Below are 18518 nucleotides of genomic sequence, written 5' to 3'. Positions count from 1 at the left end.
TGTCACAAACCGCGAGCCTGTCGTGTCCTGGTTGGAGAACGACGTTTCCCGGATCGGCCGGGACGCGGGACGGAAGGCAACTCATGAAGATCGTCGTGATCGGCGGCAGCGGGCTGATCGGTTCGAAACTCGTCCGGAAACTGGGAGAACACGGCCACGAAGCCGTCCCCGCGTCACCTGACTCGGGCGTGAACACGCTGACCGGCGAAGGGCTGGCCGAGGTACTGGACGGTGCCCAGGTCGTCGTCGACGTTTCGAACTCGCCCTCGTTCGCCGACGACGCCGTGCTGGACTTCTTCCGCACCTCCACCGGGAACCTCCTCGCCGCCGGGGAGAAGGCCGGAGTGGGGCACCACGTGGCGTTGTCGGTGGTCGGCACCGAGCGGCTCGCCGAAAGCGGGTACTTCCGCGCGAAGATCGCGCAGGAGAAGCTCATCAAGGACGGGGGGCTGCCGTACTCGATCGTGCACGCCACGCAGTTCTTCGAGTTCGTGGGCGGTATCGCCCAGTCGGCGACCGAGGGGAACACCGTGCGCCTCTCGGACGCCCGCATCCAGCCCATGGCCGCCGAGGACGTGGCCGCCGCGGTCGGCCGGGTCGCCGTCGGCGCGCCGCTGAACGGCACCGTCGAGGTGGCCGGTCCCGAGCAGTTCGGTCTCGACGAGCTGATCCGCACCGGCCTGGCCTTCCGCGGTGACCCCCGTGAGGTCGTCGCCGACCCGCAAGCGCGCTACTTCGGTGCCCTGCTGGACAAGGACATGCTCCTGCCCGGTCCCGGCGCACAGCTGTCCGCCACCCGGTTCGCCGACTGGCTGCCCCTGAACCCGGCGCCGGCGAAGTGACCATGGCCGACCATCAGATCGCGACGTCCGTCCTCGTCATCGGGACCGGCGGGGGCGGCCTGCGCGCGGCGATCGAGCTGGCCGAACGTGGTGTCGACGTGCTCGCGGTCGGCAAGCGGGCGAAGTCGGACGCGCATACGACGCTCGCCGCCGGTGGCATCAACGCGGCGCTGGCCACGATGGACCCGGAAGACTCGTGGCAGCAGCACGCGGCGGACACGCTCAAGGAGAGCTACCTGCTGGCCGATCCCGAGACCGTGCGGATCGTGACCGAAAACGCCGCCCGTGGCATCGAAGACCTCGAACGCTACGGAATGCCCTTCGCACGCGAGGAGGGCGGGAAGATCTCACAGCGGTTCTTCGGCGCGCACACCTACCGCCGGACCGCGTTCGCCGGTGACTACACCGGGCTGGAGATCCAGCGAACACTGGTCAACCGGGCCGCGCAGCTCGGCGTCCCGATCCTGGACACGGTCTACGTCACGCGGATCCTGGTCCGGGACAACGTCGTCTTCGGCGCCTACGGGTTCGACCTCGCGGACGGGACGAGGTACGTGATCCACGCCGACGCGGTGATCCTCGCCGCGGGCGGGCACACGCGCATCTGGCGTCGCACTTCGTCCCGGCGGGACGAGAACACCGGTGATTCGTTCCGGCTCGCCGTGCTGGCCGGTGCCCGGATCCGGGACGCCGAACTCGTGCAGTTCCATCCGTCCGGCCTCATCGCGCCGGAAAACGCGGCGGGCACCCTCGTCTCCGAGGCGGCACGCGGTGAAGGCGGTGTGTTGCGCAACGCGCTCGGCGAGCGGTTCATGGCCCGATACGACCCCGACCGGATGGAACTGTCCACTCGCGACAGAGTGGCGCTGGCGGCCTACACGGAGATCAAGGAGGGCCGGGGGACACCGGGCGGCGGGGTGTGGCTCGACGTCTCGCACCTGCCACGGGAGACGATCATGCGCCGGCTCCCGCGGGTTTACCAGACCCTGCTCGAGCTCCAGATGCTGGACATCACCCGGGAACCGATCGAGATCGCCCCCACGGCGCACTACTCGATGGGCGGTGTCCGGGTCCGGCCGGAGGACCACGGAACCGGTGTCGAGGGCCTGTACGCCCTCGGCGAGGCGGCGAGCGGCCTGCACGGCGCGAACCGGCTCGGCGGGAACTCCCTGATCGAGCTGCTGGTCTACGGGCGCATCGTCGGCGAGGCCGCCGCGCGCTACTCCCGTGAGCTGGGAGCGCAACAGCGGTCGCCGTCGGCGATGGAGGAAGCCCGGCGCGAGGTCGACGAGTTGCTGGCCGCCGACGGCTCGGAGAACGTGCGTGCCCTGCAGCGGACGTTGCGCAACACCATGACGGAACACGCAGGCGTGGTTCGCGACGAGGCGGGCCTGCGTGCCGGACTGGCCGAGCTGGACGAACTGGAAGGCCGGATGCGGGACATCGGCGTGCATCCCGACATCGCCGGGTTCCAGGACCTCGCACACGCGTTCGACCTCAAGGCCGCGGTGCTGGCGGCGCGCGCCACTCTCGAGTCGGCGTTGGAGCGCCGCGAGACACGTGGCTGCCACAACCGCGCGGATCACCCCGAACCCGACGAGTCGCTGCGGGTGAACCTCGTCTGGTCCGGGCCGGGACAGGTCGAGCGCGAGGAGCTTCCCCCGATCCCGGAGGAGATCGCCTCGCTCATGCGCGACGTCTCCACCGCGGGCAAGCTCGTCGAATGAGCCCAGGAGGGTCCCGGCCGCGCTGCCGGGACCCTCGCCGGCCGACCTCGTAGAGTGGTGGGGTTGGCGGCGCTCGGGAAACGACGATGGGGCTTGGGGTGGCGGATTCCGGGGTGGGTACCGAACTCGGCGGCGCGGACGATCTCGAGACGGCCACGGCCGTCTTCACGCAGGTGCGGCCGCGCCTGTTCGGGATCGTCTACCGCATGCTCAGCAGCGTCACCGAGGCCGAAGATCTCGTGCAGGAGGTCTGGCTGCGCTGGCAGACCTATGACCGGTCCACAGTGGTCAACCCGGAAGCGTTCCTGGCCACGATCACCACCCGGCTGGCCATCAACGTCCTGCAGTCGGCGCGGAAGCGGCGCGAGACCTACATCGGGCCGTGGCTGCCCGAACCGGTCGACACCGGCGCGGACCCGTACCTCGGCGCCGAGCGCGGTGAGGCCCTGGAGTTCGCGGCCCTGCTGTTGATGGAGAAGCTCACCCCGAACGAACGCGCCGCCTACGTGCTGAGGGAAGCCTTCGACTACTCCTACACGCAGATCGCCGACATCCTGTCCGCGACCGAACCCGCGGTGCGTCAGCTGGTCAGCCGGGCCCGCAAGCACATCGCGGGCGAACGGCGCACGCCGGTGACCGCGGCCGAGCAGCGCGAACTGCTGACCACCTTCCTCGCCGCCGCCCGCTCCGGCGATCTGACCGCGCTGGAGCGGCTCTTCACGCCGGACGTGACCAGCCTGTCCGACGGCAACGGCCGCAAGGGGATCGCCCGCACGCCGCTCGTCGGCGCGGCGCGGGTGGCGAAGTTCCTCCAGGCGATCTCCACCTGGTTCTGGGACGGCGTCGAGGTGCGATGGGCGATCACGAACGGGCAGACCTCCGCCGTGCTATGCCAGGACGGCGCCGTGTACGGCCTGCTCACCGTCAGCGCCTCCACCGAAGGCATCGACCAGCTGCTGTGGCTCGTCAACCCCGAGAAGAACGGGGCAGTGTCCATCGTGGGCTGAGAAAGAACGGGGCCTTGTGCTCGATCGGCATGACCAGGTCATCCGCGGATTCGCCGAGGCCTGCCGTCGGGGAGACGTCACCGCGCTCGCGGCCGTCCTGGACGTCGGCGCCGTCGCCACGTGCGACGGGGGAGGAGCCGCGTCCGCGCACGGCGCGGGAGATGTCGCCCGGCTGGTCATGGACGTGCTCTGCGGACGATCGGGGGTCGAGGTGACCGTCGAGTCCGTCAACGGCCGCGCCGGGCTGGCCCTGCGCCGTGCCTCCCGCGCCGTCGCGGTCGTCGCCGCCGAGACGGCCGGGTCCAGGGTCACCGCGCTCTGGATCGTGCTCAACCCAGCGAAGCTGGGCAGCTGGCACCGTCGCCGTTGACCGGGCCCGCACGTACCCGCCGTGCGGGCCCGGCCTCCTCGGCGCACCGGCCGCTTCCGGTGACCGGCTCGGTCAAGAGCGTGAGCCGACGATCCCGGCCCCGCCGATGACGGCGAACTTCATTTCCTCGACCAGCCTTTGGCCCGGAGCTCTTCCTCGGTCACGAGGTCCACCATCGGCTTGCCCGGTTCGCAGAGCATGGTGACGGTGAACCGCACCGGAATGTCAGCGCGGTTGTTGCCGTCCTGGTAATGGATGACGTCGCCGCCCGGTTCCCAGAACGCCTCGCCCGCCCGGACGACGCGCGGCGGCTCGCCTTCGAGCTCGAAGACCATCTCGCCCTCCAGCACATAGCCGAAGGCCGGTCCGGGGTGACGGTGCGGCGGCGTACCCGCGTCGCCCGGCGGGTACTCGATGACGATGGTCATCGCATGCGCTCCCTCCGGGATGAAGGGCGGTTGCGCCTCCTGTAACACGGTCAATGACATCGGAAGACCTCCTCGTCGAACGGATGTATCCGCTAGGACCAGGCAGCCGGGCGATTTGTGACCGGCGGGACCGGTGAGATCTCACCAAAGCGACGTCCAAGGGCTGAAGCGGCGGAAGTCCGCCGCCCGCGGATTCGTGCCTTTGCGGTCCGCGGAGATGCGAGGGGGTGCAACCAAGGATAGTATTGAATCGATTGTGCAACGAAACTTGGCGCCCGAAACCTCCAAGGACCACCAGATCGGAGAGCAACGGTGACGACAGCGCGACTCAGGCCACGCGGTATTCCGGCTCCGGTGGCACTCGCCGGCTTCCTCGCCGTGGTCGCGGCGGTCGCCGTGACCGGAGCGCTGGCCGCGACGCGGGCGAAAACGGTGTACAGCGGGCTCACACTGCCGGCGTGGGCGCCGCCCTCGTGGTTGTTCGGTCCGGTGTGGACGGTTCTGTACATCATGATCGCCGTGTCCGGCTGGTCGTACTGGCGGGCACGCGGTGACCGTCGCGGTCTGGGCTGGTACGCGGCCGGGTTGCTGCTCAACGCGGCGTGGACACCGTTGTTCTTCGCCGCCGGGGCGTACACCGCCGCACTGGCCGACATCATCGCCCTGGATCTGGTGATCGTCGTGACCGTGCTGGTGTTCCGCCGGAAATCCCCGCTCGCGGCCGCGCTGCAGGTGCCCTACCTGGCCTGGACGTTGTTCGCGACGGCACTCAACGCCGCGATCCTCGTCCTGAATTGAGCCGGGAGATCCCATGATCCGCGTCGAACGCAGTCTCACCGTCGCCACGCCCGCACCGCTCGTCGCCGAGTATCTCGCCGATTTCGCTCACGCGGTCGAGTGGGATCCCGGCACCGTGTCTTGTGTCCGCGTCGACGACGGCGAGATCGACGTCGGCACGCGGTGGCGCAACGTCTCGGAGTTCCGTGGCAAGCGGACCGAGCTGACGTATCGGCTCACCAGGCTGGACCCCGGCCGGATCACCTTGGTGGGGCAGAATCGCACCGCGACCTCCACCGACGACTTCACCCTGCACTCGGGTCCCGCGGCGACCACCGTGCGCTATCGGGCCACGATCGTCCTCCACGGCCTGGCGAAACTCGCCAGCCCGTTCCTCAAGCGCGAGTTCGAGCGCCTGGGCGACGAGGTCGCCCCCGAACTCGCCGCCCGGCTGGAACAGCTCGGTCCCGGATGAGCTCCCCGCCCGCCCTGTGGTTGTTCGGCGACCAGCTCGGACCGCATTTCCACAGCACACCGGAGCATCGTGACCGTGAGGTCCTGATGATCCGCTCGGCCACGGCCTTCGGGCGCCGCCGGTTCCACCGGCAGAAACTGCATCTGGTCGAAGCCGGGATGCGGCGGCTGGTCGCGGATCTGGGCGGCAGAGCCAGGATCGTCGACGCGCCGACCTATACCGACGGCCTGCGCCGCTTCGGCAAGCCGGTGGTGGTGCACGAACCCGGCTCGCACGCCGCCGACGCACTGGTCAGGCGGCTCCGCGAACAGGGCATCGTGACGGACATCCTGCCTACGCCGGGCTTCGTTCTGTCCAAACAGGACTTCTCGGCCTGGATCTCGGGCCGTCGCCGCTACCTGATGGAAGACTTCTACCGCGACCAGCGGCGCCGCTTCGGAATCCTGCTCGAGCCGGACGGTGAGCCGGTGGGCGGAAAGTGGAACTACGACCACGACAACCGCCGCCCGCCACCCGGCCGGTCGACGCTGCCGGTGCCCGCGCCCTGGCACCCGAAGGAAAACGCGATCGATCAGGACGTCAGAGCCGACCTCGATCGCGCGGAAAGCGAGGGGGCGATCCATCCGGTCGGCGTCGACGGACCACGCCGGTTCGCGGTCGGCCACGCCGAGGCCGTCCGTGCCCTGCGCCGCTTTCTCGATCACCGGCTGGCCACGTTCGGGCCGCACCAGGACGCCATGCTGCACGCGGACTGGGCGATGTCGCACGCCCTGCTCTCGGTACCGCTCAATCACGGCCTGCTCGACCCGCTCGACGTCGTCCGGAAGGCCGAAGAACGCTACCGGGACGGGACGGCGCCACTGGCGAGCGTCGAAGGCTTCGTCCGCCAAGTCCTCGGCTGGCGGGAATGGGTGTGGCATCTCTACTGGCATCTCGGGCCGGATTACTCGGACCGCAACGTGCTCCGGGCGCACGAGAAGCCGCCGTCGTGGTGGTGGGAGCTGGACGCCGACGCGGTCGAGGCGGCCTGCCTGCGGTCCGCGCTCACGGGTGTCCGTGACCGCGGGTATGCCCACCACATCGAACGGCTCATGGTGCTGGGCAATCACGCTCTGCAGCGCGCCTACGATCCGGCGGAGCTGACGGACTGGTTCGCCACCGCCTTCGTCGACGGCTTCCCCTGGGTGATGCCCGCGAACGTCATCGGGATGAGCCAGTACGCCGACGGCGGCATCGTCGCGACGAAGCCTTACGCGGCGGGCGGCGCGTACATCAACCGGATGAGTGACCACTGCGGCGGGTGCGTGTTCGACCCGAAGAAACGCGTCGGCGCGTCGGCCTGCCCGTTCACCGCCGGGTATTGGGCTTTTCTCGACCGCAACGCGAAACGCCTGGAAGGAAACCCGCGTATGCGGCAGCCGCTCGACGGAGTGAAGCGGCTGTCCGACCTGAGTGCCGTGGTGGCGCAGGAGAGCGACCGCCGTGGGTTCTGACGAATCGGAGGCGAATCGGTTTGTGGTCGCGGGGTGCCGGGTAACCGCCGAGCACCACCAACCGACCACGTGAAGGAGCTGACGCTTCGCCATGGGCACGATCACCAAGACCGTCGACGTAGAAGCCGACGTGACCACTGTGTACAACCAGTGGACCCAGTTCGCCGAGTTCCCGCGGTTCATGGAGGGCGTGGACCGCGTCGAACAGCGCGACGACACCCATACACATTGGACGGTCACCATCGCCGGTGTGTCGAGGGAGTTCGACGCCACCATCACCGAACAGCATCCCGACGAACGGGTCGCGTGGAAGTCCGACACGGGCCCGAACCACGCGGGTGTCGTGACCGTGCACCGGATCGACGACACGCACAGCCGCGTCACGGTCCAGATGGACATCGACCCCGAGGGTTTCGTCGAGAACGTCGCCGACAAGCTCGGCGTCCTGGATCGCCGCGTGCAGGGTGACCTCGACCGTTTCAAGACCTTCCTGGAGAACCGGGACGGCACCGAGACCGGGGCGTGGCGTGGCGACGTCGAGCGCCCCGCCCAGCACGGCTAGGCGAACGCGGCGACGGCCGGTGCGCTTGTGGTGAGAACCGATCACCCAGGCGCACCGGCCGTTCAGCCGGTCGCGCCCCTGGCACGCCGTCGCCCGTCCACTCCGACGTACTTCGAGGCGGCCAGCCGGTTCACCAAGCCGATCCGTCCGCGGTTGGGGACCGAGCGAAGCGCGTGCCCGGCGAGACCCCAGTGCCCGAGGAGGGTGTTGGCCGCGGCCCATCCGGTGGCGGCCGCGCGTTCCATGAGTGCCACCGGCAGGTCGATCCGGATGCCGTCGCCCGCGAGCGTGAGGAGCGGGTCGGGGGTTCGCACGGTCGGCCGCCGGGCGAAGTCGCCGACGCCGAACAGTGGGCAATCGTCGCACCATAGCGTGCTCTCGCCGAGCACCCGCGCGTCCCGGGTTTCCGGGTAGATCTCGTGGAGCCGTTGTTCGAGGGCCTTCTCCAAGGCGCTGTGATCCGCGGTGGTGGCCGCGTAGGCGTGCAGTTCGACGACGGACCCGCCGGTGCGCGTGGCCCAGCGCCGTGCTTCGCCTTCGTACCGGTCGAGAAGGCTGATGTTGTCCAGTGGCGGCACGCTGCCGGTGCCGAGGAAAGGCGGACGCCGTGCCTCGACCGGGCGGTCGAGCCAGAGCCGCCGGACGAGGAAGGGCGGGGCGGTCCGCAGTGCACCGATCGCGCGCCGCCAGGTCTCGGTCGCGATGTCCGGGGAAGCGGTGACGAGGTCGCGCAGCCCGGCGATGTCGCAGGCGAGCACGATCCCGTCGAAACCCTCCGTGCGGCCCCCGATTTCGACTTCGAAACCGGCCGGTGTCCGGCCGAGGGCGGTGACCGCCGTACCGGTGCGGATTTCGACGCGGCGGCCGGCGAGGTAGCTCGCGAGCGGATCCCAGAGTGCCTGCGGGAACGGCTCGGTCGGCACGTCGAAGACGAGTCCCTCACTGGAACCGAGGAAGTAGAGATGGAACATGGCCGCCAGTTCCGCGGCGGACAGGTCGTGCGGGTCGGCGAAGAAGCTGCGCGAGAACACCTCGAACGCGAGATGTCGCGCGGCGGCCGGGAAGTTGATCGCTTCGAGGAAGCTCGACGCGTCGATGTGATCGAGCCGGTGATAGGTCTCGGGCACGCTGACCGTGGCGAGCGGCAACGCCTCTCGCCCACGGAGCCGCAAGAGGTCCCTGGGAGTGAAAGTCGGGCTCCGCAAGGCGAAGACCGCCGCGTTCCAGATCGGTGTGCGAGGGAGCCCGGCGAAGGTGTCGATGCGGCCGTGCGCGTCCAACAGCGGATAGTCGGAGAGCGGGGTGAGCCGCTCCAAGTACGGGTCGGTACGGGTCAGCAAGGTACGCAGGTTGTAGTACTGGCGGAAGAAGGCGTGGAAACCCCGGCTCATCGTCACCGGGGTGCCGTCCGGCAGCTGTTCCCGCCAGCCGCCGACTCGTCCTCCGAGGTGGTCTTCTCGTTCGAAGACGGTGACGGTGACGCCGCGTTCGGCCAGTCCCGTCGCCGCGGTGAGCCCGGCGATGCCACCGCCCACGACGGCCACCGTGGGGCGCGCGCCGAGCAGGCCGGCGTCGGCGAGGCCACGCCGCCCCGGATAGGTGACCAGGCGGCGGTCCAGGGGTGAGGTCACGAATTCTCCTGGGGAGCTGTGCCGACGACGGTGTGCACGATGTCGCGTTGCCAGCCGGGGACGGTGGCGGTGTGAACGTCGGTGAAGCCGGCGTCGGTGAGGCGCCGGGTGAGAGAGCCGATCCCGTCGAACTCGGCGACGCTGCGGCGAAGGTGGCGGTAGAGCGTCGCGTCGCCGGTGGTGACCTTCCCGAGAGGGATGATCACGGCGGCGCAGACCGCGTTCCAGACCCAGCGGGCTCGCCGGGAGTCCCGGACCGAGTATTCGTGGACGGCTATCCGGCCGCCCGGCCGCAGCAGGCCGCGAAGGCGGCGCAACTGGCCCGTGGGGTCGGCGAGGTTCCGCAGGAGATAGGCCGCCAGGATCGCGTCGAAGGGACCCTCGACACCCGCCAGCTCCTCCACCGGTGTGTGGACGAACTCGACCCCTTCCGGCCAGGTCTTGCTCCGGGCTCGCGCCAGCATTTCGCGCGAGGCGTCGAACGCCGTGATCCTCGCTCCGGGCGCCATCGAGACGAGCGCGGCGGTGGACGCACCGGTGCCGCAGCCCGCGTCGAGCAGTCGCAGGCGGTTTCCGTCGAACGGGAGGTCGAGCCGCTGGGCGGACAGCAGCAGATGCCGGTGATAACCGGGATTCGCGCCCACCAGGCGGTCGTAGAAGCGGGCTTCGGTGTCGAAGGCCGACGGCACGGCGCCGCGCGGCAGGCCGTCTCGCGCCAGGGCGTTCACCGCGCCTCCTCGTGTGGCCGGGACCGTTCCCACAGCAGCAGCACGGCGGTCACCAGCGCATAGCCGAACAGGAAGTCTTCGACCGGGATGTCCCAGGGGAACCGCCAGCCGGTGACGTGCTCGGGCGCGTAGAGGACGATCGGTGCGGACAACTTCGTCAGCCAGCCGTCGACGGGGATCTGGAAGCCGAGGACGATGGCCATCGTGAGCCAGTAAGCGGTTTTCCGGAACAGTCCCGTCTTCAGCACGAAGGTCTCGGCGAGGACGACCACGACCACCGCGATGACGGCCGGAACGGTGTAGCCCCAGGGGATCATCGGCTGACCGCCCGTTCGCCGCGGCGCCGGACCACGGTGAGCGAAAGCTGGACCATCTCGTAGGTGAGCACGCCGCAGATCGGGATGACGACGAAGAACAGGATCTCCTCCAGCGGGATGGCGAACGGGGCGTGGACGCCGGTCATGAATTCCGGTGCGTAGCCCCAAACTCCGCCGGCGATCGCCAGGGCGTCCCAGACGAGGAAGACCAGTGCCACCGGGAGCAGGGCGCGGGCGAGCCGTTTCGGCTGCCGGTAGACGCGGGCACCCGCCAGTTCGAGCGGCAGTGTCACCAGGACACAGGCCGCGAGGACGATCAGGTATTCGAATTTGCCCACTCAGCTCACCACCGCGGGGGGAGTGGGCGCCGGATGCCGCCTGCGTGCCCACAGGGAACGGGTCAGTGCGCCACAGGCGACCCCGAGCCGGCGTCGGCGTGTGACCTTCGCCCGGCGGGCGAACACGTCGTGGCCCGCGTCCTCGATCCGGTCGAGGATCTCGCCGTAGAGGGTCGCGGCGGTGGCGACACAAGGGCGCGAGACCGGATGCAGCATCGCGATTCCCGGCCGTGCCTCGGCGTAGATGCGGCGGGTGACCGCGATCTGGTCTCTGATCGCGGCGCGTACCGGTGCGTCGGCCCGGCCGTGCTCCGCGCACCAGGCCAGCCGTTCGCGGTCGACGTCGTGGGCTTTGAGCTCGTCCGCGGGCAGGTAGACCCGTCCTCGCGCGAAATCCTCGGCGACGTCGCGGAGGAAATTGGTCAGCTGGAACGCCTTGCCCAGCGCGGCCGCCCGCGGCGCGGCCTCCTCGCGGTGGGTCACCGCGCCGAGGATGGGCAGCACCTGCAAGCCGATCACCTCCGCCGAGCCGTGCACATAGACGTCGAGATCGTCTCTCGTGGCGTAGTCGGTGATGCTCAGGTCCATCCGCATCGACTTGAAGAAGGCGCGGAAAAGGCGTTCTTCGAGCTCATACCTGGCCGCCGTGTCGATCACCGCTCTCAGCAAGGGATCCTCGCTGGTGCCCGAGGCCAGATCGGCGAGGAACCGGCCCTCCACTTCGGACAGCCGCGCGGCCAGTGAGCGCGGCGTGGCCTCGGGATCCGGTTCGTCGACGATGTCGTCCAGCCGGCGGGCGAAACCGTAGAGCGCGTGGACCGCGGGCCGTTGCGGCGCGGTCAGCATGCGGGTCGCCAGGAAGTACGTGCGCCCGTGCCGGGCGTTGAGGCCGCGGCACCAGGTGTAGGCGGCGCGCAGGCGCGGATCGCGGATACCGGCGGCGTCGAGTTCGCGCCTGGTCATCGGTTCGCCTCCGCGGCGAGGTCGAGCACGCGCGCGCCGCGCCCTGGCGTCCCGGTGATCCGGTCGGCGGCCAGCCTGCCGGAGATCAGCACGGTCGGGACCCCGACGCCGGGTACCGTCCCGCCACCGGCGAGGACGACGTTTTCGGTACCGCGCGGCAGGTTCCGAGGACGGAACGGGCCGGTTTGGCTGAACGAGTGCGCGTAACTGAAGGGTGTCCCGGCCACCAGACCGCGGTCCGCCCACTCGGCGGGACCGATCACCTCGGTGAACTCGGGTTCGAAATCCGGCAGCAAACGTTCACGGGCCACGGAAAGGATCTCCTCGGCGTAGGGGCCCGCTTCGGCGGTCCAGTCCGCCGGGCCACGGTCGAGATTGGGCACCGGCGCGAGGATCGAGAAGAGCTGACGGCCGGGTGGGGCGAGTCCCGGATCGGTCGCGGTGGGCCGCGTGATCAGCAGGGACGGATCGGTCATGCGGCGTCCGGTGGCGATGAGTTCGTCGAAGGTCGACTTCCAGCCCTGCCCGAAAGAAATCGTGTGGTGGCCGATTCCCGGGTGGTCACCGGGGCCTCCGGTGTGCAGGATCAGCGCGGACGGCGCGGGCCGCAGCGGGACGGGCCGCTTCGGCTTCCGGCCGAGAAGCCGATAGCTCTCGGTCGGTTCGGTCGTCAGTACGACGGCGTCACACGGGTGGCGTTCGCCGCCGGTGGTGCGGACGGCGCGGACCCGGTCACCGTCCCGTTCGAGCGCGTTCACGGGGTCGCCGTAGTGAAAGTCGACTCCGTTCTCTGCGGCGACCCGGGCGAGCGCCTGGGGGAGCGCCGCCACCCCGCCGGGCGGGAAGTACACGCCACCGACGGTGTCCATATAGGAAATCACCGCGTAGAGCGCCAGTGCCCGCATCGGTGATTCGCCCGCGTAGAGGGCCTGGAAGGTGAACACCCGCTTCAGCCGCTCGTCCGACAGGAACGAGCCGATCTTGGGATCCAGCCGCCGGAAACCGCCGAGCGCCACCAGCCGGGCCAGCTCCGGGCGGAGCATGCCCAGCGGTGAGTCGATGTTCGAGTCGATGAACCGGGAGAATTCGGTGCGGTACAGGCGAGTCAGCCATTCGCGGAGCCGCACGTAGCCCGCGGCCTCCGCCGGGCCCGCGAACTCGCGCACCGCGTCCGTCATCGCCGCGGCGTCCGTGTGCACGGGCAGCGTGCTGCCGTCGGCGAAACGCGCCACATACGCCGGGTCGAGACGGGTCAGCGGCAGTTCCTCGCTCAGCTCGGCACCCACGGCGCCGAAGGTTTCCCGAAGGATCGAGGGCATGGTGAGCACTGTCGGCCCGGTGTCGAGCAGATAGCCTTTCCGCTCGACGCGACCCGCGAGACCGCCCGGGCAGGCATCGCGTTCGAGAACGGTGACCGAGCGTCCTCGGCCTGCCAAGTGCAGGGCCGCCGCCAGTCCCGACAACCCCGCTCCCACGACGACGACCCGGTTCGTGGGCCCTGGCACCGTCTTCACTGGTCGCGCTCCGTGCATTTGGTGGCCAGCACGGCCAGCGAATCCGCGGCATGCCGGGGAAAGACGGCCGGATCAATCACGGCCTGGGCCTTCTCGGCCCGTTCCCGGATGAGCTCGCCGAGGCGTTCCCGCGCCCCGGTCGCCGCGATCAGCGCGCACCAGCGGGCCACGGCTTCGTCGTCCACCGTCGGCAGCGCGAGCAGGTCGTCGAGGTCCGCGCGCTGCCGCCGGTCGGCCATCTCGGCGGCGAGCACCACCACACTGGACGCCTTGCGATCACGGAGATCCTGGCCCGCGGGTTTGCCGGTGACCGCCGGATCGCCGAAGACGCCGAGCAGATCGTCCCGGAACTGGAACGCCTCACCGACCAGACCGCCGTACTCGGCGAGGGCGGCGAGGACGTCCGGCCCGCAACCCGCCAGCGCGGCGCCGAACTCGAGCGGCCTGCGGACGGTGTAGTTGCCGGACTTCCGGCGCAGGACGTCGAGCAGTGTCTCCCAGCTCGGGAGCGTCCTGGCGTCGTTCACGAGATCCGCGAGCTGCCCGACGGCCAGTTCCGCGCGCATGAGGTCGTAGCGCGGCCAGCCGCGGGCCAGCGCCGCCGGGTCGAGGCCGGATTCCCGGAGCATCCGCTCCGACCAGACCAGGAAGAGATCACCGAACAGGGTCGCCGCGGATTCGCCGAAGCGGTCTGCGGAGCCGCTCCACCCCTGTTCGGTGTGCCAGCGCGCGAACCGGACGTGCAGCGCGGGGCGGCCGCGGCGCAGCGGTGAGCCGTCCATGACGTCGTCCTGAGCCAGCGCGAAACAGTGGAGCAGTTCCAAACTCGCCGCGGCCCGCAAGGCCGCGTCCGATTCCGGCCCGCCGCATCGCCACCCCACGTAGGCGAACATCGGGCGAAGGAACTTCCCGCCCGCGACGAACTGCGGAACGGCGGTCTCCGCGAGCTCACCCTCACTGTGGCCGGCGAAATGTTCGGCGGCCCGTGCCGAGACGAAACCGTACGCCTCGGTGAGGCAACGCCCGCTCAGGGCCTCCAGCCAGGCGGCCGGCGCCTCTTCCGCCATGATCGACGCCATCCGACCGTCTCCTCCGCCTTCGATGATTCGATTCGCAACCGTTTCATGGCTGGTGTACCCTGTCTACTGGATCGGGTGACACCCTCGCAACTCGGCGGTATCGCCTGCCAGGCAACAAAGTCCGGGGTGCCCGGAAGTTCCGGGATCAAACCGCGGATCGCTCCCGAATCGAAGATGACTGTCTCGCGACGGAGGGTGGCCGAGACCCCGCCACGCTCCGGGAACCCGGTGTCCCTCCCCTGAACCGGGTTCCGGGCGCTCGGCGGTGTCCGGGCGGACCGGCCCCTCAGGTCGGCTCCGGCGCCGCCGGGCGTCCATTTCCCTGACGGCTCCATACCTGTCGTGTTCGAGCGTCACTGAGAGTGAGCACGTAGGCTCGGGCACCGGATGCCTCGGTGCGAGGACCGTCGTCCTCAGTGGCGACGACGGTTCCCTGGGTGTGGAAACGTGGTACTGAATGGAAGTCGACGAGGAGAACGGCCTTCGGCCCACGGGTTCGTGGACGCCCGGCAAGGTCGCCGAAATGCTGGGCATCTCGCCGGTCACGCTCCGGACGTGGGCGACGCGTTATGGAGTGGGGCCCTCTCTGCGGTCCGACGGGCGTCACCGCCGGTACTCCGACGCCGACGTCCGCAGGCTTCAGCACATGCAGCGGCTGATCGATCGTGGTATCCGTGCCCGTGAGGCCGCCGCGGCCGCGTTCTCCGGCGGCGCCGACGCGCTCCCCGACGTCCCGGCCGACCGCCGGGTGGGCGAATTGGAACAGGCCGCGGAAGAGCTCGAGTTCGCGTCCATCGCGGCGTTGCTGGACGAAACGCTGGACTCGATCGGCGCTGCCGCCACCTGGACCGACGTGCTGCTGCCCATTCTGCGGAATCTCGGTGGCCGCTGGCAGCGGGGCGACGTCTGCTTCGAATCCGAATGGGCGCTCACCACCGAGGTTTCCCTGGCACTCCAGCGTTACATCGCCCGATTCACCGCGGCACCTTCGGAGCGCGGAGTGCTCATCTCCTGCTGTCCGGACGAACGGCACAGCCTGCCGGTCGAGATCCTTCGCGCTTCACTGGTCGAGATCGGTGTCCCCGCGCTCTACCTCGGTCAAATGGTGCCCGCGGAGACCATCGTCGGCATGGCTTCCAAACTGGAGCCGGTGCTGACCGTGCTGTGGTCGATGTCCGTCACCACCGTCGACGACCTGCTCTGCCGTCGTCTCCAGCAGCACGGCTTCGAGGTCGTCGTCGCGGGGCCCGGCTGGGAAGGGCTCGATGTGCACGGCACCCCGTGGGTCAACGATCTCGCCGGCGCGCTGGAGGTCGCCGCCGAGCGGCTGAAGTCCTGAACCGTTGCGAGATCGCTCCAAGTGCCAGAGGATGGTCCCGTCGGATAGCGCGGGACGGGAGAGTCTGTGGTGGATCTCAGGCGGCAGGTGCTCGAGCGGTGGCCGGCGAACTGGCCGGTCCAGCCCTTCCGGGAACCGGCCTGGGCCCGGCAGGAGCCGACGTATCGCGAATGCGGTCCCGCGCTGATCGACGCTGCGGTCAAACGTGCCGACGCCCGGGTGGCCGGCAACTGGTTCGTCGTCGCGGCGAGCCGGGAAATCCGTGAGGACAAGCCGCTCGGCCTGCGGGCGGGCGGCAGGGAACTGGTCGCCTGGCGCGGTACGGACGGTGCCTTGACCATCGGACCCGGTGCCTGCCCTCATCTTGGCGCTCCGCTGGAACAGGCGCGTGTCCATTGTGGAGAGCTGGTCTGCCGATGGCACGGGTTGCGGGTCGGGTCCGATCGGCCGGGCTGGGCGCCACTGCCGTCCTATGACGACGGAGTACTCGCCTGGGTCCGTCTCGATCGCTTCGGCGGTGAGGCTCCGACGGAGCGGCCCGTCGTGCCGTCCCGTCCGCAAGGCGCTCTGACGGTCGAAGCGGTCGCGACGCTGACCGGGATCTGTGAGCCGATGGACGTCGTCGCGAACCGGCTCGACCCTTGGCACGGGGCCTGGTTCCATCCGTATTCGTTCACGCGGCTGCGGGTTCTTTCGGCGCCGCAAGGAAATGAGGTCTCCGACGCGGACGACAAGTTCGTGGTCGAAGTGACCTTCCGGCTCGCCGGGAAGCTGGGCGTGCCGGTGATCGCCGAATTCACCTGTCCCGAGCCCCGGACCGTGCTGATGACCATCGTCGAAGGCGAGGGCATCGGAAGCGTGGTGGAGACGCATGCCACCCCGCTCGGAGCGGGCCCCGACGGCCGTCCGCGCACCGCCGTGATCGAGGCGACGATCGCGACCTCCGAACGGCCTGGGTTCGCGAAGGCCGCCCGGATCGCCCCGGCACTGCGGCCTTTGATGCGCCGGGCGTCCGCGCGTCTGTGGCGGGATGATCTCGCCTACGCGGAACGACGCTACGCCTTGCGAGCAGGACACGTCTGAGCCCGCGTCGAATGTGACACCGAGGAGCGTTCCCGATGGCTGTGCACGAAACCGACGTCGTGGTGATCGGTGCCGGACTCGCCGGTCTCTCCGCCGCGCTGCACCTTCACCGCGCCGGCGTCGTCTGCACCGTCCTGGAGGCCGGGGACGAGGTCGGCGGCCGCGTGCGGACCGACGTCGTCGACGGCTTCCGGCTGGACCGCGGTTTCCAGATCCTCAATCCCGCGTACCCCGCGATTCAGCGCCTGGTGGACGTCGACGCGCTGCGGCTGGGCAAGTTCTGGCGCGCGGTCCGGGTGGCCGACGACGACCGGCTCAGCCTCCTCGGAAACCCGCTCGACACACCCAAGGCGCTGCGGGACGTCGCGGCAAGGCGCTATCTGTCGGCGAAGGACCTCGCCGCGCTCGGTGCCTTCACCGCGCGGGCGGCGGGCGGTCCGGCGCGGTCGATCGTCCAGGGTCGCGACGGCACGACCGCCGACGAACTGCGTGACGCGGGATTGTCGGACCGCGCGGTGGAGACCGTGTTCCGCCCGTTTCTGTCCGGGGTCTTCCTGGAGGCGGGGTTGAGTACCTCCTCGCGGTTCTTCCGGCTGGTCTGGCGCAGCTTCCTGCGATCCGCGCCGTCGTTGCCGTCGCTGGGCATGGGGGAGCTGCCCCGGCAACTCGCCCGGCTGCTGCCCGTTTCCGGGGTGCGGACCGGAACGCGCGTCGAGCGCGTGGGGAACGGAGAGGTGCGCACCTCCGGCGGAGACGTCTGGACCGCGCGCGCCGTCATCGTCGCCACGGACGGCACGACCGCCGCGAGTCTGGTCGACGGCGTTCCCGAACCGCGGTGGAACGGCGTCACGACTTGGTATTTCGCGCCGCCACGCACACCGTTGCGTGAGCCGGTCATCGTGATCGACGGCCGTGGCGGCCCGATCCTCAACACCTCGGTTCTGAGCGAGGTCTGCCCGACTTACGCCCCGGAAGGCGCGGCCCTCGTCAGCGCCTCCGCCCTCACGCCGCTCGGCGAATCGGAAGTGCGACGGGAACTGAGCCGGATGTACCGTGTGGACACTTCGCGCTGGCCGGTGGCCGGGCACTACGAGATTCCCCACGCGCTCCCGGCCATGTCGCCGCCGCACGACGTCCGTGGCGAGATCCGGTTCGGCGAACGGCTTTACGTGTGCGGCGATCACCGTGACACCAGTTCGCTGCAGGGCGCGCTGGCCTCCGGTGGCCGGACCGCCCGTGCGGTGCTACGAGACCTGTCCCGTGTCCTCGACAGGCCGTTGTGAAGCGACTTCCCGGATCGCGTCCGACAGGCGCGGATACACCGGCACCCGCACGTCGAGGTCGAAGAGCCGCAGGATCCTGAGGTCCGTCGGCGATGAAGTGACCAACGCCAGCCGACGGCGCTCGCGACCGACCCGGGTGGCGGCGGCCTCCAGCACCTGGAGTCCCGCCCCACCGAGGAAGGTCACCCGGGACAGATCGATCACCGTGCGATCGGGGAGGTTTCCGTCCAGATGCCGGCGCAGGAGCGGGGCCGTGGTCGCGTCCAGTTCCCCGGTCACGGAGAGGATGAGCAGATCGGCGGTGTGCTTGTGTTCCAGTACGGGGGCGGGTGTGCGTCGGTAGGGCGATGACATGGAGATCTCCTCGGGAAGCGGGATTACGCGCGCTTCGAGGCGAGCCCCTCACGACAGGTGCGAAGGCGCCAACGGAAGCACGTCGCCGGACGCACCCGGCTGCGGCCGGACGGTGCGTGGCCGGGCAAGGTCACCGAACACGCGAAGCTGCGAGTTGAACCCCACGTGTTCCCACCGTACGTCGACCAGGACGCTTCCGCAGTGTGTG

The 18518-nt window shown here is 69.8% G+C and carries 20 protein-coding genes; 11 read left to right on the top strand and 9 right to left on the bottom strand.

Annotated elements, in window-relative coordinates; translation table 11 throughout:
- The first annotated feature begins 83 nt into the window (after positions 1 to 83).
- The 4 genes from BLW75_RS08075 (at position 84) to BLW75_RS08060 (ending at position 3946) form a co-directional block, all read left to right on the top strand.
- Complete coding sequence (locus BLW75_RS08075) at positions 84 to 842, top strand: SDR family oxidoreductase (RefSeq protein WP_034307332.1); 759 nt, start codon at positions 84 to 86, stop codon at positions 840 to 842.
- Between the two features lie 2 nt (positions 843 to 844).
- On the top strand, positions 845 to 2569 hold the full coding sequence (locus tag BLW75_RS08070) for an FAD-dependent oxidoreductase (protein ID WP_034307330.1): 1725 nt from the start codon (positions 845 to 847) through the stop codon (positions 2567 to 2569).
- 86 nt (positions 2570 to 2655) lie between these two features.
- A complete protein-coding gene (locus BLW75_RS08065; RefSeq protein WP_091597145.1) occupies positions 2656 to 3576 on the top strand; it encodes a sigma-70 family RNA polymerase sigma factor in 921 nt (306 codons plus the stop codon).
- Between the two features lie 16 nt (positions 3577 to 3592).
- Complete coding sequence (locus BLW75_RS08060) at positions 3593 to 3946, top strand: hypothetical protein (protein ID WP_034307328.1); 354 nt, start codon at positions 3593 to 3595, stop codon at positions 3944 to 3946.
- 119 nt (positions 3947 to 4065) lie between these two features.
- Here BLW75_RS08060 and BLW75_RS08055 read toward each other — a convergent pair whose 3' ends face one another.
- Entirely contained in the window at positions 4066 to 4374 is a 309-nt protein-coding gene (locus BLW75_RS08055) for a cupin domain-containing protein (RefSeq protein WP_241783351.1), read from the bottom strand.
- 354 nt (positions 4375 to 4728) lie between these two features.
- On the opposite strand from BLW75_RS08055, the gene BLW75_RS08050 reads away from it, so the two are divergent.
- The 4 genes from BLW75_RS08050 (at position 4729) to BLW75_RS08035 (ending at position 7681) form a co-directional block, all read left to right on the top strand.
- On the top strand, positions 4729 to 5172 hold the full coding sequence (locus BLW75_RS08050) for a TspO/MBR family protein (RefSeq protein ID WP_241783349.1): 444 nt from the start codon (positions 4729 to 4731) through the stop codon (positions 5170 to 5172).
- 13 nt (positions 5173 to 5185) lie between these two features.
- Complete coding sequence (locus BLW75_RS08045; protein ID WP_034307324.1) at positions 5186 to 5626, top strand: SRPBCC family protein; 441 nt, start codon at positions 5186 to 5188, stop codon at positions 5624 to 5626.
- Positions 5623 to 7119 carry a cryptochrome/photolyase family protein gene (locus tag BLW75_RS08040; RefSeq protein WP_034307322.1) on the top strand — a complete coding sequence of 499 codons (1497 nt, stop codon included), beginning with the start codon at positions 5623 to 5625 and terminating at the stop codon, positions 7117 to 7119. The genes BLW75_RS08045 and BLW75_RS08040 overlap by 4 nt, the downstream gene beginning before the upstream one ends.
- Positions 7120 to 7210: 91 nt before the next feature.
- The gene (locus tag BLW75_RS08035) at positions 7211 to 7681 is read left to right on the top strand and encodes an SRPBCC family protein (protein ID WP_034307320.1); all 471 of its coding nucleotides are present in this window, start codon (positions 7211 to 7213) and stop codon (positions 7679 to 7681) included.
- Between the two features lie 62 nt (positions 7682 to 7743).
- Here BLW75_RS08035 and BLW75_RS08030 read toward each other — a convergent pair whose 3' ends face one another.
- The 7 genes from BLW75_RS08030 to BLW75_RS08000 are packed head-to-tail and all read right to left on the bottom strand — an operon-like array spanning position 7744 to position 14251.
- Entirely contained in the window at positions 7744 to 9312 is a 1569-nt protein-coding gene (locus BLW75_RS08030) for an FAD-dependent oxidoreductase (RefSeq protein WP_034307318.1), read from the bottom strand.
- Complete coding sequence (locus tag BLW75_RS08025; RefSeq protein WP_034307316.1) at positions 9309 to 10040, bottom strand: class I SAM-dependent methyltransferase; 732 nt, start codon at positions 10038 to 10040, stop codon at positions 9309 to 9311. The genes BLW75_RS08030 and BLW75_RS08025 overlap by 4 nt, the downstream gene beginning before the upstream one ends.
- Positions 10037 to 10357, bottom strand: coding sequence for a lycopene cyclase domain-containing protein (locus BLW75_RS08020; RefSeq protein WP_034307313.1), 321 nt, complete (start codon positions 10355 to 10357; stop codon positions 10037 to 10039). The genes BLW75_RS08025 and BLW75_RS08020 overlap by 4 nt, the downstream gene beginning before the upstream one ends.
- Positions 10354 to 10695 carry a lycopene cyclase domain-containing protein gene (locus tag BLW75_RS08015; protein ID WP_034307311.1) on the bottom strand — a complete coding sequence of 114 codons (342 nt, stop codon included), beginning with the start codon at positions 10693 to 10695 and terminating at the stop codon, positions 10354 to 10356. The genes BLW75_RS08020 and BLW75_RS08015 overlap by 4 nt, the downstream gene beginning before the upstream one ends.
- Positions 10696 to 11658 (bottom strand): phytoene/squalene synthase family protein, encoded by a 963-nt coding sequence (locus BLW75_RS08010; RefSeq protein ID WP_034307308.1) that lies wholly within the window; start codon positions 11656 to 11658, stop codon positions 10696 to 10698.
- Positions 11655 to 13172, bottom strand: a complete 1518-nt coding sequence (gene crtI / locus BLW75_RS08005; protein WP_034307305.1) for a phytoene desaturase family protein — start codon at positions 13170 to 13172, stop codon at positions 11655 to 11657. The genes BLW75_RS08010 and crtI overlap by 4 nt, the downstream gene beginning before the upstream one ends.
- A complete protein-coding gene (locus BLW75_RS08000; protein ID WP_034307302.1) occupies positions 13169 to 14251 on the bottom strand; it encodes a polyprenyl synthetase family protein in 1083 nt (360 codons plus the stop codon). Before BLW75_RS08000 ends, crtI begins: the two co-directional genes overlap by 4 nt.
- 457 nt (positions 14252 to 14708) lie before the next feature.
- Between BLW75_RS08000 and BLW75_RS07995 the strand changes: the two genes are divergently transcribed.
- The 3 genes from BLW75_RS07995 to BLW75_RS07985 all read left to right on the top strand — a co-directional run bounded on the left by BLW75_RS07995 (position 14709) and on the right by BLW75_RS07985 (position 17956).
- On the top strand, positions 14709 to 15590 hold the full coding sequence (locus BLW75_RS07995; protein WP_034307299.1) for a MerR family transcriptional regulator: 882 nt from the start codon (positions 14709 to 14711) through the stop codon (positions 15588 to 15590).
- 69 nt (positions 15591 to 15659) lie between these two features.
- Positions 15660 to 16673: a Rieske (2Fe-2S) protein gene (locus BLW75_RS07990; protein ID WP_034307561.1), complete on the top strand. Its 1014-nt coding sequence runs from the start codon at positions 15660 to 15662 to the stop codon at positions 16671 to 16673.
- Positions 16674 to 16708: 35 nt separating this feature from the next.
- On the top strand, positions 16709 to 17956 hold the full coding sequence (locus BLW75_RS07985) for an NAD(P)/FAD-dependent oxidoreductase (protein WP_034307296.1): 1248 nt from the start codon (positions 16709 to 16711) through the stop codon (positions 17954 to 17956).
- Here BLW75_RS07985 and BLW75_RS07980 read toward each other — a convergent pair.
- The gene (locus BLW75_RS07980; RefSeq protein WP_091597142.1) at positions 17918 to 18310 is read right to left on the bottom strand and encodes an STAS domain-containing protein; all 393 of its coding nucleotides are present in this window, start codon (positions 18308 to 18310) and stop codon (positions 17918 to 17920) included. The two genes, BLW75_RS07985 and BLW75_RS07980, sit on opposite strands and share 39 nt — an antisense overlap.
- Between the last annotated feature and the right edge of the window lie 208 nt (positions 18311 to 18518).

It is taken from the genome of Amycolatopsis lurida, from assembly GCF_900105055.1.
GTDB classification, from domain to species: Bacteria; Actinomycetota; Actinomycetes; order Mycobacteriales; family Pseudonocardiaceae; genus Amycolatopsis; species Amycolatopsis lurida.
Note: the sequence above shows the minus strand (reverse complement) of the source record. Positions and strands in the feature narration are given on the sequence as shown.

Coding starts and splice junctions, on each gene's coding strand:
- BLW75_RS08075 (WP_034307332.1), top strand. CDS start 84: ATGAAGATCGTCGTGATCGGCGGCAGCGGGCTGATCGGTTCGAAACTC.
- BLW75_RS08070 (WP_034307330.1), top strand. CDS start 845: ATGGCCGACCATCAGATCGCGACGTCCGTCCTCGTCATCGGGACCGGC.
- BLW75_RS08065 (WP_091597145.1), top strand. CDS start 2,656: ATGGGGCTTGGGGTGGCGGATTCCGGGGTGGGTACCGAACTCGGCGGC.
- BLW75_RS08055 (WP_241783351.1), bottom strand. CDS start 4,374: ATGACCATCGTCATCGAGTACCCGCCGGGCGACGCGGGTACGCCGCCG.
- BLW75_RS08045 (WP_034307324.1), top strand. CDS start 5,186: ATGATCCGCGTCGAACGCAGTCTCACCGTCGCCACGCCCGCACCGCTC.
- BLW75_RS08040 (WP_034307322.1), top strand. CDS start 5,623: ATGAGCTCCCCGCCCGCCCTGTGGTTGTTCGGCGACCAGCTCGGACCG.
- BLW75_RS08035 (WP_034307320.1), top strand. CDS start 7,211: ATGGGCACGATCACCAAGACCGTCGACGTAGAAGCCGACGTGACCACT.
- BLW75_RS08020 (WP_034307313.1), bottom strand. CDS start 10,357: ATGATCCCCTGGGGCTACACCGTTCCGGCCGTCATCGCGGTGGTCGTG.
- BLW75_RS08010 (WP_034307308.1), bottom strand. CDS start 11,658: ATGACCAGGCGCGAACTCGACGCCGCCGGTATCCGCGATCCGCGCCTG.
- BLW75_RS08000 (WP_034307302.1), bottom strand. CDS start 14,251: ATGGCGTCGATCATGGCGGAAGAGGCGCCGGCCGCCTGGCTGGAGGCC.
- BLW75_RS07995 (WP_034307299.1), top strand. CDS start 14,709: ATGGAAGTCGACGAGGAGAACGGCCTTCGGCCCACGGGTTCGTGGACG.
- BLW75_RS07985 (WP_034307296.1), top strand. CDS start 16,709: ATGGCTGTGCACGAAACCGACGTCGTGGTGATCGGTGCCGGACTCGCC.
- BLW75_RS07980 (WP_091597142.1), bottom strand. CDS start 18,310: ATGTCATCGCCCTACCGACGCACACCCGCCCCCGTACTGGAACACAAG.